Source organism: Bacillus sp. FSL H8-0534 (assembly GCF_038005885.1).
Classification (GTDB): Bacteria; Bacillota; Bacilli; order Bacillales; family Bacillaceae_G; genus Bacillus_A; species Bacillus_A pseudomycoides.
On the sequence record NZ_JBBOUC010000002.1, the window covers coordinates 18210 to 32140 of the forward strand.

General features: G+C 33.9%; 14 protein-coding genes and 1 pseudogene. 6 read left to right on the plus strand and 9 right to left on the minus strand.

Translation table 11 applies throughout. The features are described 5' to 3' along the window. Nucleotides 1-36: 36 nt before the first annotated feature. Nucleotides 37-276, plus strand: coding sequence for a D-alanine--poly(phosphoribitol) ligase subunit DltC (dltC, locus tag MHH71_RS27060; RefSeq protein WP_006097242.1), 240 nt, complete (start codon nt 37-39; stop codon nt 274-276). 452 nt (nt 277-728) lie between these two features. Here dltC and hfq read toward each other — a convergent pair whose 3' ends face one another. Next, on the minus strand, nt 729-917 hold the full coding sequence (gene hfq, locus MHH71_RS27065; protein WP_006097244.1) for an RNA chaperone Hfq: 189 nt from the start codon (nt 915-917) through the stop codon (nt 729-731). A gap of 440 nt (nt 918-1357) precedes the next feature. Next, nucleotides 1358-2248 (minus strand): hypothetical protein, encoded by an 891-nt coding sequence (locus MHH71_RS27070; protein WP_006097247.1) that lies wholly within the window; start codon nt 2246-2248, stop codon nt 1358-1360. 289 nt (nt 2249-2537) lie between these two features. Here MHH71_RS27070 and MHH71_RS27075 point away from each other — a divergent pair, with 289 nt between their 5' ends. After that, nucleotides 2538-2999, plus strand: coding sequence for a DUF2691 family protein (locus MHH71_RS27075; protein WP_006097248.1), 462 nt, complete (start codon nt 2538-2540; stop codon nt 2997-2999). Between the two features lie 436 nt (nt 3000-3435). Here the strand turns inward: MHH71_RS27075 and MHH71_RS27080 are convergent, their stop codons facing one another. Further along, nucleotides 3436-4272 (minus strand): alpha/beta fold hydrolase, encoded by an 837-nt coding sequence (locus MHH71_RS27080; protein WP_006097249.1) that lies wholly within the window; start codon nt 4270-4272, stop codon nt 3436-3438. 516 nt (nt 4273-4788) lie between these two features. Here MHH71_RS27080 and ycaC point away from each other — a divergent pair. From ycaC to MHH71_RS27100, 4 genes are all read left to right on the plus strand, one after another. Further along, the gene (gene ycaC, locus MHH71_RS27085; RefSeq protein WP_006097251.1) at nt 4789-5433 is read left to right on the plus strand and encodes an isochorismate family cysteine hydrolase YcaC; all 645 of its coding nucleotides are present in this window, start codon (nt 4789-4791) and stop codon (nt 5431-5433) included. Nucleotides 5434-5626: 193 nt separating this feature from the next. Beyond that, nucleotides 5627-6271 carry a hydrolase gene (locus MHH71_RS27090; protein WP_018767758.1) on the plus strand — a complete coding sequence of 215 codons (645 nt, stop codon included), beginning with the start codon at nt 5627-5629 and terminating at the stop codon, nt 6269-6271. Beyond that, the gene (locus tag MHH71_RS27095) at nt 6268-6861 is read left to right on the plus strand and encodes an antibiotic biosynthesis monooxygenase (RefSeq protein ID WP_033799429.1); all 594 of its coding nucleotides are present in this window, start codon (nt 6268-6270) and stop codon (nt 6859-6861) included. Before MHH71_RS27090 ends, MHH71_RS27095 begins: the two co-directional genes overlap by 4 nt. A gap of 13 nt (nt 6862-6874) precedes the next feature. Further along, nucleotides 6875-8710: an amidohydrolase gene (locus tag MHH71_RS27100; RefSeq protein ID WP_006097255.1), complete on the plus strand. Its 1836-nt coding sequence runs from the start codon at nt 6875-6877 to the stop codon at nt 8708-8710. 166 nt (nt 8711-8876) lie between these two features. Here MHH71_RS27100 and MHH71_RS30715 read toward each other — a convergent pair whose 3' ends face one another. The 6 genes and pseudogenes from MHH71_RS30715 to MHH71_RS27130 all read right to left on the minus strand — a co-directional run bounded on the left by MHH71_RS30715 (nt 8877) and on the right by MHH71_RS27130 (nt 13703). Then, nucleotides 8877-9011 carry a hypothetical protein gene (locus MHH71_RS30715; RefSeq protein WP_006097256.1) on the minus strand — a complete coding sequence of 45 codons (135 nt, stop codon included), beginning with the start codon at nt 9009-9011 and terminating at the stop codon, nt 8877-8879. A gap of 92 nt (nt 9012-9103) precedes the next feature. Next, nucleotides 9104-9982, minus strand: coding sequence for a LysR family transcriptional regulator (locus MHH71_RS27110; RefSeq protein ID WP_006097257.1), 879 nt, complete (start codon nt 9980-9982; stop codon nt 9104-9106). 220 nt (nt 9983-10202) lie between these two features. Further along, nucleotides 10203-10646, minus strand: coding sequence for a MarR family winged helix-turn-helix transcriptional regulator (locus MHH71_RS27115; RefSeq protein ID WP_033799430.1), 444 nt, complete (start codon nt 10644-10646; stop codon nt 10203-10205). A 402-nt stretch (nt 10647-11048) separates the two neighbouring features. Beyond that, a pseudogene (locus tag MHH71_RS27120) lies at nt 11049-11180 on the minus strand (MFS transporter); the annotation flags it as partial. A 198-nt stretch (nt 11181-11378) separates the two neighbouring features. After that, nucleotides 11379-12287 (minus strand): aminoglycoside 6-adenylyltransferase, encoded by a 909-nt coding sequence (locus MHH71_RS27125; RefSeq protein WP_006097260.1) that lies wholly within the window; start codon nt 12285-12287, stop codon nt 11379-11381. Between the two features lie 489 nt (nt 12288-12776). Continuing rightward, a complete protein-coding gene (locus tag MHH71_RS27130; RefSeq protein WP_006097261.1) occupies nt 12777-13703 on the minus strand; it encodes a serine hydrolase domain-containing protein in 927 nt (308 codons plus the stop codon). Nucleotides 13704-13931 lie beyond the last annotated feature (228 nt).

Consider the following 13931-nt stretch of genomic DNA (forward strand, 5'->3'; position numbering starts at 1 on the left):
TAATAATACATTTCAGATATAAAGGAGATTTTTTTAATGGCAGAATTCAAAAATCAAGTATTAGATATTTTAGAAGAAGTATGTGAAAATGATATTGTAAAAGAAAATCCTGATGTGCAATTATTTGAAGAAGGTATCCTTGATTCTTTTGGTACAGTATCTTTACTAGTAGAATTCCAAGAACGTCTAAATATTGAAGTATCTATTTCTGATTTCGATCGCGATGAGTGGGCAACACCAAATATGATTATTAAGAAGTTGGAAGATATCCGATGAAAAAGCAACCTTGGGTCCGATGCTCCTAGCATTGGACCTTTTTGTGGTTCTGGTACAAAAAATCTATAAAACTTGGACATTTTGATACTCTCACAATCATTTGGGTTCAGCCGCATGTCCATCAACCTAAGATTTTGAAATAACCCCATAACGAGAATTTTACCTTTTTACAATTATTAATGAGAATTTGACTCATTTTTTTCGTTTTGGGGAGCAATCAATTTCTTAAGTTGATGGCGATGTATAGTGACCCCCTTACGCTAAAGATAAGATCGTGTTCCCCGGTCTTATCTTTTTAATTGTAGGTTTTTAATACAAAAAAAGGAATCCTTACAATAAGGATTCTGCAACAGGGAATAACAAAAATATAAATAATAAAAAGAATTACTTATATTATAGTGTATATAGCAATAATATAATATTGAGAAATATTTACATAAATCCAGTATGTATTACGTAGCAATTGTAGAAATGGCTTGTTTATAGACCAGATATTGTTTACCACCAACCATCATTAGGACGATAAATCTATCTGTTGCAAGGATTTGCCCACGTATTGGAACCCCACTCTTTAAAAATAAAGTGACTTCCTCTTTTTTACCTTTCAATTGTTCATACATGCCTTCTTGTAAATTAAACATGGAATGTGCCCCCTGGTTTGTTTGTAGTTACTTTTCTTCTAATACCATCTGCTTTTCATTGTTAGGTATTTGTGATTTCCATTCACTTTCTATTTTTCTAAACCATTTTCCTATTTTGCTTAAATGGGTGTTTTGCACAAATCCCCGAAAAGGGGAAATTGGGGTACGGAAACGATTCAAGGCATGAGGGGACAATGTGGAAAATAAATACAAAAACAAGAGGCTAATAATTAAAATTAGGCTTTTATATCCCTAATTTCAATTATAAATAAAGCATCAGCCCATAAATTGAACTTTGTTTAAATTTCTCTTTATCAATAGAGTATACTCTATTGATAATAGTACAAGTTCTTGATTTTAAAAGCTTTAGAGGTTCTCAATAACGAATTACAGAATTTATTAACGGTTTCATAAAACTTGACCACAATCTTCCCATGTCTCTATGTGTAAAAAAACTTTGCAACAGAACCCTTATTTTCCTCATATAAAGAATTAACTTGCTGTTTTAAATTCTTGATGAATAATAGAATCTCTTGACTAGGCATTCTAGCATGTTGAAGATGAAATATGTTTCCTTTTCCGATTTCTAACTCGTTTGAAACCAAAGTAATAGGGATATTCCTAAAGACATGCCATGGAAAATACAAGTGTACAAAAGTTTCTCTAAAATATATACCCGATTGACAAATTAATACCCCATCGGATCCTTTACTCAAATTACCAAGGACAGATGTATCTAAAAAAGCAATGATTTCTTCTTCTTTTGAAATAATATATCGTGCCAAAATTACCTTTAACTTTTTGTCTGAAATATGAGTGTCTATAAACAACCCATTATCAGGTTCTAATAATTCATCATATGTCTCAAACAAATTACAGATTGATTTTATCTCATCAGTTTTTACAACTGGATGTATATTAGTTTTCTTTGAATTATGGAATGAATTTTTAAGAGCTATAAGTAACTCTTTAAATAACAATGTTGGATAATCACTCCCGTTAATATTAAAACTTTTTTGTGCATCAAAAGATAAAAACCCATCTTTATCAATTACAATTTGCTGCACTTCATCTAATTTATCCCATTTCATAGTTCCTTTACCTAATAGCCAATTTTTCCAATATAGACCTGAGCTTGTAAAGTAGACACCATATTTTCCTGAGCCAAACAAATTACAACTTAAAAAAGCAATAATCTGATCATCCTTTGGTATAGAGAAACGTTTTTTTGCAATTGACAAGAAATCATCAGGTATTCTACCAACATAAAATCTAGACTGTTGATATTCTAAACAAATATCAGTTAAACGATTAATATCTATATTCAGCATGATAATTCTCCGTTTATTATATATTTTCTATATAATAAATTATAATATTATCAGGTAAATATTAACACTCAAAATCCGCTTAAATCGAGGGGAACTCTATTGGATTCTAAAATCAATTATTATTAGATTGAAAAATTTTTGATTTGTTTTTAGCATTTGGGGGGGCGACCAATTTTCCTGGCTTGATGAGCATGGGGTTCAGTCAATAATTTTAAAAACTATCCTCGTTTTCCATTATTATACAATTAAATTATATATATTAATAATAAAAATAGGAGGTTATCATACAATGAATATAGGAATACATTTCCACGCTCCAGAAGATGAAAATTTCAGTTTATCCGTACTGAGTTTATTAGAACCTTTTAATTTCCAAAACTATGTATGGCAAATTGATACGGCTGAAGTATACGTTAAAGATTCTAACGGTGATTTTCCAAATGCATTTTCATTCAATAATGATCGTTTCATAACTGGGAGTGATTTAGAACATACCTTAAACCAGAAATATTATTTATTCTTTTTGACGATGTCTGCTTTTACTGAAAAGGAAAATTATACATCGATAATTACAGCAACGGATTTTATTAATAGTGATTGTGAATTCTTGTTAAATATAGTTGATAGTTATGATATTAGTATTTTATGTAAAAATGAGGAGTTACTACAGAAATTGTATCAACACGTTCAAGACCTTGGTTATGTAGATACCAAATATTTAACGGAAAGTAATGGTGGAACGTTTTTCTAGCATACCTTGAGCAGTAAAATTAGGCCCCCTTTTACGGGGGCCCTTTTCTCTTATATCACATATATATAAGCTTCATTTACTACTATATGGCGTACCGCCAACATTCGTTAAAATGTGGGTGGGATCACATGCCAATCAAGCTAATATTTTGAAGTGCCCCCAAAAGTAAAAAAACTTTATTCTTTCTAAAAAGCTAACTAGAAAGGATGACGTTTTTTATGAATCTTTCGATGTTGAAAAATACATTCTTCCCCAAAATGAAAAAATGTACATCTCCAGATGAAATGTACATTTCTTTGTTTTGAGGATTCTTCAAAATATTATCTTGATAGCAATGTAGCAATACCCCTAAGAGACCTAAAAAACCTCTAATCGATAAATTCATGTTACTATTCTTGATATTACTGTTGAGCCGCCTCCGGTAGGTCATCAAAGATTAGTCTTTTAAAAATGTTAATAATGCTTCATTAAATTCTTTTGCATGAGTTGCGTTTAATCCATGAGGACCACCTTTTATAAGAGCGAGTTTACTACCAGGAATGGAATCATATGTGCGTTTTCCACTTAACTCAAAAGGTACAGTTGCATCAGAGTCACCGTGAATAATAAGAGTAGGTATATTGAACTTTTCCAAGTCTTTTCTAAAATCGGTCATACTAAAGGCAGTAATACAATCGAGTGTTCCTTTAGGGGATGCACTAGCTGCAATATTCCAATTATATAAACGGAATGGCTCACTAACTAAATCTGTTCGATTACCAGCTGCGAAAAATCCCTTAGTAAATTCGTCAAGAAATGCAAGGCGGTCATTTATCACGCCACTTTTGAATTCTTCAATTGCTGCATCATCTAATGCCCCTTCAGGATGATCCTTTGATTTGTATAAATATGGAGGAACTGCTCCAGCAAAAACAGCCTTTTCAATACGATCTGTTCCATATGTACTAATGTACCGAGCTACCTCGCCTCCACCCATAGAAAAACCAACAAGTGTGACATTTTGAAGATCTAAATGTTCTATTAGTTGATGTAAATCAGAAGTAAAGGTATCATATTCATATCCTTCCCACGGCTGAGATGACTTTCCAAAGCCTCGACGATCATATGTTATAACTCTGTATCCAGCCTCAACAAGAGCGGGAACTTGGTATTCCCAAGATCGACCACTTAACGGCCAACCATGAATTAGTACAACTGGTTTTCCTATACCATGATCCTCATAATATATCTCAATTGGTGCTTGATTTTCGGTTCCTACAGTAATTTTTGTCATTCTTCTACCTCCAAAAAATATTCTAATATATATCCTTTTCTTCAATAATCCGGATGAATCTCGTAACCTATTTATGCACGTTTATGTTGTGAATTCTAAGCATGAAACTCTATTGTTCCGATGAATTCATTTTCTGTTTTTGTAGCAATTCCCCATCTAATACCTTTTTCATCATGAAATAATTGCTGAACATTCCTCATATTCAATTCTAATAGCAAAAATAGGTAACTATCAATATTGTTCTATCTATAGAATGTATAGGTAAAACCAATCAATTTTATGGTAGAAATAACTATAGTTACCATCTATACAAATTATAGATAATTTAGAATTGATTAGCGAATTGGTTTTCAAATACTATAAATTTGTATAGCGCTTCATGTTCTGTGAATGGTGCTATAACTAATATTAACGGTCAGTTTAGTTATAAACTAATCGTAACAAACGAAGAAGTTTATGATAATATTCCACTGTTTAAACTTTCTTCGATTACTTAATTTTTAGGAGGAATACATAATGGCTGATCTCTATTCTCGTATTAACAAAGATGATGCTGTCGTTCTTTTAGTAGATCATCAAACTGGTCTTATGTCCGGACTAGTACGTGACTATGGTGTTGATGAATTCAAGAACAATGTTTTAGCTCTTGCTCACACTGCTAAGTTTTTTGATTTACCAGTTATTTTAACAACAAGCTTTGAACATGGACCTAACGGACCTTTAATGCAAGAATTGGTTGACCTCTTTCCTCACGCACCAAAAATAGCTCGACCAGGACAAATTAACGCATGGGATAATGATGATTTTGTAAAAGCAATCGAAGAAACTGGAAAAAAACAAATTATCATCGCGGGCGTAGTTACGGACGTTTGCGTTGCTTTCCCGGCACTTTCCGCTATAAAAGCTGGATATGAAGTATTTGCTGTTACTGATGCTTCAGGAACTTTCAGTAAACAAGTTGCAGATGCTGCCAATACGCGTATGGCACATAGTGGCGTACAACTTATGAACTGGTTTAGCGTAGCTTGCGAATTACAACGCGATTGGCGCAACGATGTCGAAGGTTTTGGCAATTTGCTTGCTAGTAATCTTCCAGGCTATCAAAATATAATTGGAAGCTATATGGGAGCTCAGCGAGATCTTAGTAAACAAAATGCATAAATGTATTCCAAAGAAATAGCTTTAAATCACTTTTTAAAAAGTGGATAGTATAAATTTAGCGCTGATTAAATCAGCGCTCTCTTTTAAATTAAAAAGTATAGCAGAACTTTTATTTTTACGATTACAGTTTTAATTAACAGAAAATAAATTACTTTCTAAAAAATAGGAACGATTTAAAAAGGAGCGTTTTATTATGAGTAATTTAGAATTGTTAAATCCCGAGAACAGTGCCTTAATTTTGATTGATTTTCAGCCTCAAATGACTTTTGGAGTTGCAAGTATTGACAGACAAACATTGATTAATAACGTTATGCTGCTTGCTAAATCAGCAAAAACTTTTAACGTACCTACTATTCTTACTACAGTTGAAACACGCAGCTTTTCTGGTTATTTTTGGCCACAAATTCTTGACATATTCCCAAACCATGAAATTATAGAACGTAGTTCAATGAACTCTTGGGAAGATCCAAAATTTGTTGAGGCAGTTAAAGCAACAGGTAGAAAGAAATTAATATTTGCAGCACTTTGGACTGAGGTTTGCCTTGCATTCCCTGTACTTGAAGCAATTAAAGCTGGCTATGAGGTTTATGCAGTTGATGACGCTTCAGGTGGTACTAGTTTGACAGCACATAACGCTGCTATGCGTCGTGTAGAACAAGCTGGTGCAATTCCAGTGACAGCAATCCAAGTTTTACTTGAATACCAACGTGACTGGGCACGCAAAGACACTTATGATGCTGTTATGGAAATTGTAAAAGAACACACTGGCGCTTATGGTCAAGGCGTAGAATATGCATATACTATGGTACATGGCGCGCTTCCAAGCAGAAAATTATGAACAAAGAAAGAGTGACTGTCGGAGAGACTCATATTGGGAACACGATGGATGCTAGCGGTCCAGTAACAACGATTGTTACATGGAAAATTCAAGAAGGTAGAGAAAAACAGTTTGAAACATGGAGACATGAAATCGAAGCTGCCGCTACTAAATTCCCAGGGCATTTAGGCGTAAATCTAATAGTCCCCAATAACGAATCCAGAGAGTATACTGTTATTTTCCGCTTCGATACGTATGAGCATCTACGTGCTTGGCAAGAATCAGATATTCGTCGAGATTTGTTAAAACAGGCAGAACAATTTCAAGCTACTAATCCAACTTACAAAACGGAAAGCAGTTTGGCTTATTGGTTTGTTACTCCGAAAACGCCAGTTCCACCGTCAAAATGGAAAATGTCTATTGTTACCGTTCTTGGTGTATGGCCTCTTAGCATGTTGGTTCCTAAAGTGATAGGACCTATTATAAAAAATATGAACCCTATTATGTCAGCTTTTTTTGTTTCTGTATGTGTAGTGTCCTTGCTATCATGGGTAGTCATGCCGATTTACGGTAAAATATTTCATCCATGGTTACAAAATAATAGGAAGTAGACGAGGTGTGAACATGAATTTACCGGATATGATCTTATATAACGGAAAAATCACTACCCTTGATCCCTCTCAACCTGAGGTATCTGCTATCGCCATAACTGATGGTTTAGTCACTGCAGTAGGTGGAGATGAGCTTCTTGATAGTGCCACAGAAAAAACAAAAAAAATAGACCTTAAAAGAAAGAGAGCTATTCCAGGCCTGAATGACTCTCATATACACGTTATTCGTGGCGGTCTTCATTATAATATGGAATTACGCTGGGAAGGTGTGCCATCACTTGTTATTGCTCTGGAAATGCTTAAAGAGCAGGCAAGGCGTACACCTGCTCCTCAGTGGGTAAGAGTAGTTGGAGGTTGGTCTGAATTTCAATTTAAAGAGAGACGGATGCCAACTTTGGAAGAGATTAATGCCGTTTCTGAAGACACTCCTGTCTTTGTGCTACATCTTTACGATAGAGCACTTGTAAATCGTGCTGGGCTGCGTGCACTGGGATACACAAAAGATACCCCAGACCCTCCGGGCAGTTTAATTGAGCGGGATAAACGAGGTAATCCAACAGGTCTTTTAATTGCCAATCCTAACGCTTCTATTCTTTATTCAAGTTTGGGGAGAGCTCCAGTACTTAGTTTTGACGATCAGATTAACTCAACTCGTCATTTTATGCGCGAATTAAATAGATTAGGTATCACAAGTGCCATTGATGCAGGTGGCGGATTCCAAAATTATCCTGATGATTACAAAGTTGTTGAACATTTAGCTGAGAAAGATCAATTAACTTTGCGTATTGCATATAATCTATTTACGCAAAATCCAAATCATGAATATGAAGACTTTGCTTCATGGGCAAAGATTGTTTCTCCAGGTCAAGGAAATGATAAGTATAAAATGAATGGTGCCGGAGAAATGTTAGTATTCTCGGCAGCCGATTTTGAAAAATTTCAGATGCCGCAGCCCGAACTAGCTACGGTGATGGAAGCTGACTTAAAGAAAGTAATTTCTCTATTGGTGGAAAACCGTTGGCCATTCCGCTTACATGCAACTTATGACGAGTCAATAACACGTTTCTTAAATGTGTTTGAGGAAGTCAACAAAGAAATTCCTTTTAATGGTCTACGCTGGTGGTTTGACCATGCAGAAACAATCTCGGATCGTAGTATGGAACGTGTTAAGGCTTTAAATGGTGGTATTGCCATCCAAGACCGCATGGCTTTCCAAGGTGAATACTTTGTTGATTTATACGGAAAAGAAGCTGCAAAGCGTACTCCTCCGATTTATCGTATGCTAGACCTTGGTATACCTGTTGGCGCCGGTAGTGATGCAACCAGGGTTTCTAGCTATAACCCTTGGGTTGCTCTTTACTGGATGGTTGCCGGAAAAACCATTGGTGGTCTTTCGATATACGATGAAAAAAATAAACTTGACAGAAAAGTAGCCCTGGAACTATATTCCAAAGGAAGTGCGTGGTTCTCTGGTGATGAAGGTAAAAAGGGAACCCTTGCAGTAGGTCAGTTTGCTGATATTGCTGTATTGTCTGCTGACTACTTTACTGTGCCAGAAGAAGAAATCAAAGACCTTGAATCATTACTCACTATTATGGGTGGGCAGGTTGTTTATGGAAATGATGAATTTAAAAATTTATCACCTGAATTGCCGCCAGCATCACCTGATTGGGCACCGACTGGAGTTTATGGCTATGGTGGTGCTAACCTAGCCCATAATATACTTTCTCACGATGCCAATGGTCACAAGTTACATCGTTGCAGTAACCCTCTCCATCAACACACTCATACCGTAATAGGAAAAGATGGAACTAAATGGGGTATTGGTTGTACTTGCTTTGCTTTCTAAGTCAGAACCACCGATATAATGCCGGTGGTTTTCTTTCTACAATAAGGGTATGGCGCCGAAGACGGACCTAAATAGTAATGGTATTAAGATCATAATGGTAATATGGGCTCTGGTGCAAATAATATGTAGATTCGCAATAGCAGTATATCCCTAACGGAATCTATTACTATGCGGTAAGACCGAAGAGTTGATTGATTATCTTGACTTGTTTTTTGACAGACTTCTCTCCTTGCAAAGTCTGTCCTTTTTCCCTTAAATAAAAGTCAATAGTATTCCCTTTTGAATCGACTACACCACACATATAAATCCACTGCCCATTGACTTTAATATAGGTCTCATCCCAAGACTTAAAGATTACTTTCAATTTTCACACTAGAATCATTATTGTTTCTATTATACTGATACTTTTTCAGGATCATTTAACTTCTGCATAAAGATACGTGCTGCAAAACTTAAAAATTTATCATCAAAGTGAATAAGATTAATATCTTGACTTGGTGTTGGATCAGTAATACGAACTATGCTTAAGGTATCATTATTAACAAAGTCAACCAGTGAAAGAGGTATTATGGCAACCCCATATCCATTGTATACAAGGCTCAATAGAGAAATAGAAGATTTTGTTTCTATATTTGCTTCAGATAAAGATAACCCTAAAATTTCACAATATATCTTAATCGATTCACGACAACTACATGAAACCATTACTCTACTCAGCCCTGCTAATTCTCGAAAAGAAACAAATGATTTTTCATTCAAAGGATGATTTTTTGGAATTACAAGGACGAGCTCTTCGCTATACAAAAGGGTGCTTGTTAATGTGTCTGGAATTTGAGCACTACGTGTGATCCCTATATCAATATTTTTGTCAACGATTTGATTTACAGCAACCTCTGATTCTATAATTTTTACTACAATGTTGGGATAATGTTGTTGAAACTTCATAATATAAGGCGTTAAATAAGTGAGATCTTCTAATAAACCTCCTATAGTAATCACACCTCTTTTCACACCCTTTAATTCAAAAATTTCGTTATAAACCTCATCAAATTGTTGCATGATAAATTTTCCTTTATCAAATAGCAATTTACCTGCTTCTGTAATTTTGATACCTCTTCCAACTCGATGAAATAAAGGTGTATCAAGTTCACCTTCTAACACACGTATTTGTTGACTTAAAGTCGGCTGTGAAATACCTAGAACTTCCGCAGCTTTAGTAAAACTACCATTATTACAAACTTGAATAAAATACTCTAAATGACGTAATTCCATTCTTGATACCCACTCTCCGCTTTATGAAAGATTCACATTTAAAAGAACACTTTGTATGCGTTAGCATAACAACTATCTTTCCTGTTTATACTAATTGTAATTTCATTATTTCTTCATTTTGGATTCCAATAAATGTACTGCCATTTATTGATTTTTTCCTCCTATTTATTTAATTTATATTTAATTAGGATATTACTAATTCGAGATATATTTCTAAAAATTATAGTTCTTGTGCATAATATCCTAATTTCTTCAACTGTTCGATTACCAATTTTTTCTCAATATAATCCAAACCACCAAATATTTGTCGAATCGCCTCTCTATGCTGAGGGAAAATAGTATCCATCAATTCAATACCTTCTGAAGTAATTGACGCATACGTAACACGGCGGTCTTTAGGACATGGTTTTCGTATTAAGAACCTCTTCTTTTCCAACTTATCCACTACATACGTGATACTACTACTTGCAAGTAATATTTTGTCTCCAATTTTTTGTATAGGCTGATCGCCTTTACTGTATAGTAGCTCAAGCACTGCAAATTCAGTTGAATTAAGTCCATAACTTTTAATATCTTCTTCAATACGCTTAGTGATTGACTGTACTGCCCTTGATAATATAACAAATAACTTTAAAGATAAGCTCTCATCGTTAATCACGCTCATAATTACCAATCCTTTGCAAATTATCTTGAATTCGAGATTCATTATATTATCGTCAAAATATTACGTCAATAATTCATTTTAGTTCTATCAAACCACTTATAATTTATTTCTCAACATGAGACATATGGAATCGTAAGAAAATAATTGTTAAAATATAAGCATCTCAATTGCGTTATTTTTTTAAAGAAGGCTTGTTTTCTAACGCAAGCTCTCTTTTGTCATAGTCTAAATGGAATTCGGACACATTTTATATGGTGAGTTTTGTCCTCTTTTAGCGATAGAGACAAAAAATCTGGTTCTGATGTAAAAACTTCAAAATAACCGCAATTAATCTATAAAACTCGGACATACCAATGAATAAGCATTCAAACGAATCCGGGCTGTTTAAATTTGATTATAGAACTATTTCTCTGTGGCAAAATAAAGCAGTGCTATGATCGGAAAAGCGATTCCCATCCATAATGTTGCACTCCATCCACCTGACGCGGCCCACCCTCCGACAGAAGATCCAACAGCACCACCCAAGAAGAAAAGTAGCTTTAAAATAAAGTTTGATTAAATTATTACTAATAACCTTGATATAAAGACAAGTCTAAAGAGCATGTTTTGAAAAAAGGATTGATCAAAACATGCTCTAAATTATTGTGATAGATTAACTTATTTTTAAAAAAGTTTGATCATTTTTGAAATCCTTGTTGCACGAAAGCACCCGTTAATTGAATAAGCACTCTACTAGCTTTGCAGGGTGCATCCATTTTCTTGAAATATTTCCTTTGCATCAGAAGGCAAATTTCTAACATGTTTAAGATATTTAGTCATGTTTCTGTCATCATCAATTGGATATGTGAAATTAAAATGTTCAGCGACATCTTTAGATAAGATTCTAAATAATTCACAAGTAACAAATATTGATTCCCATATATTTTTATAATCAGAATTAGAATAGGTTTCTTTGTACATTCCCCAATATGATTCTGGAAGATACTCCTTAAAATATTTCCCTAACTTTCCTGGTGAAACTTGAAAAGCTTCTTGTATCCCAATCCACCAAGTAACCATTTTATCCAAAGAATTTCTCGTCGTATATTCAAACATTAGTTTTGCATATGGGAGTTCATCACGCCAAATTCCTTTTGCAACGTTTTGTAAACACCACCAAAATTCATTTGTATAGCTATCGTATTCACCTTTGGATGGCTTTTTGACATAGTAATCTATATCGGTAGGATAAGGGATTACTGGCAAAAGATTATCTTTATCCATTAAGGGAAGAGTGAGCTTATCATTTTTATATTCTTCAAACACGGCTTCTTTTGTTTGGATACGAAGGTCTATGCGATTTCCATCTGTAAAGAGCATTAAAAAACCATAAGATCTAGTGAAATCGACATCAATTTCCCTACCAAAATCACTTTTGTCAGGTTCTTGCATCATGATTAAATCTCCAAAAGCTTTAATCCATGTTGTATCTTTTATAAAAGATACTGTTTCTGTTACAACATAAACAACATCATAGTCCTGAAAAATATCTTTTGGTACATTAGGGTTTGTCCTTGAACCATTCATATAGACTGCTCGAATACGTCCATCTTCTTTAGCGATTTTTATTATAAGATCCATCATTTCTTGTTCATTTCTCATTGAATTCCCCTCCGGTATATAGTTGGCTTTACATGAAAGATTCAAAATGGAGGGGCTCGTGGATGATATAAACCTACTCTAATAATTATAATTTATTCAAGTTTTTTTTCATCTAACCTTCCTTCCCTATTTAAAGCTAGCTTTTTTATAAGTTATTTCAACATTTATTCACAGATTAACTCTACTACCCTGTTAGTTCAATAAAGTAAGCCGAAATCCCTTCTTTATATATTTCGATTCATCATTTTTATAAACAATTTAACTTCCCTTTTGTTATCAAGGCCTAAACTGTAAAAAGTCATAAAAAATAAAGGGTGGTACATATTAGACATATATAATATGTACCACCCTTTTATTTCTTGTTAAACAAACGCGCCCTTTAATGGCATAATAATATGTTTCTATTAGCTTGTTTACTTGAACAAGCTAATAGAAACATATAATAAGAAGAATGCGTATTAACATAACAACACATAATCCTCGATAAGATTATAGTTTATCGATTAATGTCTCCCATGTAAGTTCAAGAACACCTGTCATATTTTGTGGTTCATTTGAAATATATGTTATAACTGCATTTTTATCTGGCAGCATTACAACATATTGACCATATAAACCATCCATACGATATGAATTAGAGCAAGAGTTCATCCATATTTGATAGCCGTATCCTTGATGATGGTCTGCCGTAGCAAAATAAGGATTAAAATCGTTGGTCTTTATTTGGACAGATGTTGCTTGTTCAATGTAACTTGAAGGAATCAGTTGCTTACCTTTCCAGACACCTTTATCGAGAATTAATTGCCCGAATCTGGATAATTGTTCTGCTGTTAAATATAAACCCGAGAATCCCTGTGTAATTCCTTTTGGACATGTCTCCCATTTAGGTTTTGGTATGTCTAAATGTTTAAATATTCTTCTATCTAAGTATTCATCCAAGTTACTTCCTGTAGTAATACTTATGATTTTTGAAAGCATATAGGTTGCGGCATTGTTATATGTAAAATGAGTACCTGGTTTAAATACAATCGGTTCATCAAAGAATAATTGTGAAATATCCCATTCCTGACCACTACTCCAATCAGCCTTCATAACTGGGCATTCTGCATGTCCAGTTCCCATGCAAAGCAAATCATGGATAGTCATCTCTTTTAGGTATTCATGATTTGTGTCATGTTGAATATCTGAGAAAAAATCTATAACATGGTCATTAATATTAAAGTAACTCTCCCTAATGGCAATACCGACTGCTATTGATGTAAATGTTTTGCTTACTGAATATAAAAGAGCAGGCCTTTCTTCTTCAAAATCATGTTTTGCAATTATATTTCCATTTTGCCTAACAATTACATTCAGAACATGAAGATTCTTACTATTTACAGATGAAATCAAATTATTCAATAATTCATTATTCATTGTAACTCACTCCATTAAATATATATTTCTTAACAATCCTTAATTCGTATAATCCTATTAATGAGTAGTTTTAAATGTATTGACATAGATAAATTATAACATTAGTGATAACTTGTTTAAATGTAATGCTTCACAAACTTCATACCAATGTTATCAAAAATATTTTTGCTCGAGATTCTTATTCAATTAAATGGCCTGATAGTTGAAGAAGGAGAACAACGTTCTCCT

Bases quoted from the DNA above. Each gene is read 5' to 3' on its own strand.
- dltC (WP_006097242.1), top strand. From the start codon at position 37: ATGGCAGAATTCAAAAATCAAGTATTAGATATTTTAGAAGAAGTATGT.
- hfq (WP_006097244.1), bottom strand. From the start codon at position 917: ATGTTTAATTTACAAGAAGGCATGTATGAACAATTGAAAGGTAAAAAA.
- MHH71_RS27070 (WP_006097247.1), bottom strand. From the start codon at position 2,248: ATGCTGAATATAGATATTAATCGTTTAACTGATATTTGTTTAGAATAT.
- MHH71_RS27075 (WP_006097248.1), top strand. From the start codon at position 2,538: ATGAATATAGGAATACATTTCCACGCTCCAGAAGATGAAAATTTCAGT.
- MHH71_RS27080 (WP_006097249.1), bottom strand. From the start codon at position 4,272: ATGACAAAAATTACTGTAGGAACCGAAAATCAAGCACCAATTGAGATA.
- ycaC (WP_006097251.1), top strand. From the start codon at position 4,789: ATGGCTGATCTCTATTCTCGTATTAACAAAGATGATGCTGTCGTTCTT.
- MHH71_RS27090 (WP_018767758.1), top strand. From the start codon at position 5,627: ATGAGTAATTTAGAATTGTTAAATCCCGAGAACAGTGCCTTAATTTTG.
- MHH71_RS27095 (WP_033799429.1), top strand. From the start codon at position 6,268: ATGAACAAAGAAAGAGTGACTGTCGGAGAGACTCATATTGGGAACACG.
- MHH71_RS27100 (WP_006097255.1), top strand. From the start codon at position 6,875: ATGAATTTACCGGATATGATCTTATATAACGGAAAAATCACTACCCTT.
- MHH71_RS30715 (WP_006097256.1), bottom strand. From the start codon at position 9,011: ATGTGTGGTGTAGTCGATTCAAAAGGGAATACTATTGACTTTTATTTA.
- MHH71_RS27110 (WP_006097257.1), bottom strand. From the start codon at position 9,982: ATGGAATTACGTCATTTAGAGTATTTTATTCAAGTTTGTAATAATGGT.
- MHH71_RS27115 (WP_033799430.1), bottom strand. From the start codon at position 10,646: ATGAGCGTGATTAACGATGAGAGCTTATCTTTAAAGTTATTTGTTATA.
- MHH71_RS27125 (WP_006097260.1), bottom strand. From the start codon at position 12,287: ATGAGAAATGAACAAGAAATGATGGATCTTATAATAAAAATCGCTAAA.
- MHH71_RS27130 (WP_006097261.1), bottom strand. From the start codon at position 13,703: ATGAATAATGAATTATTGAATAATTTGATTTCATCTGTAAATAGTAAG.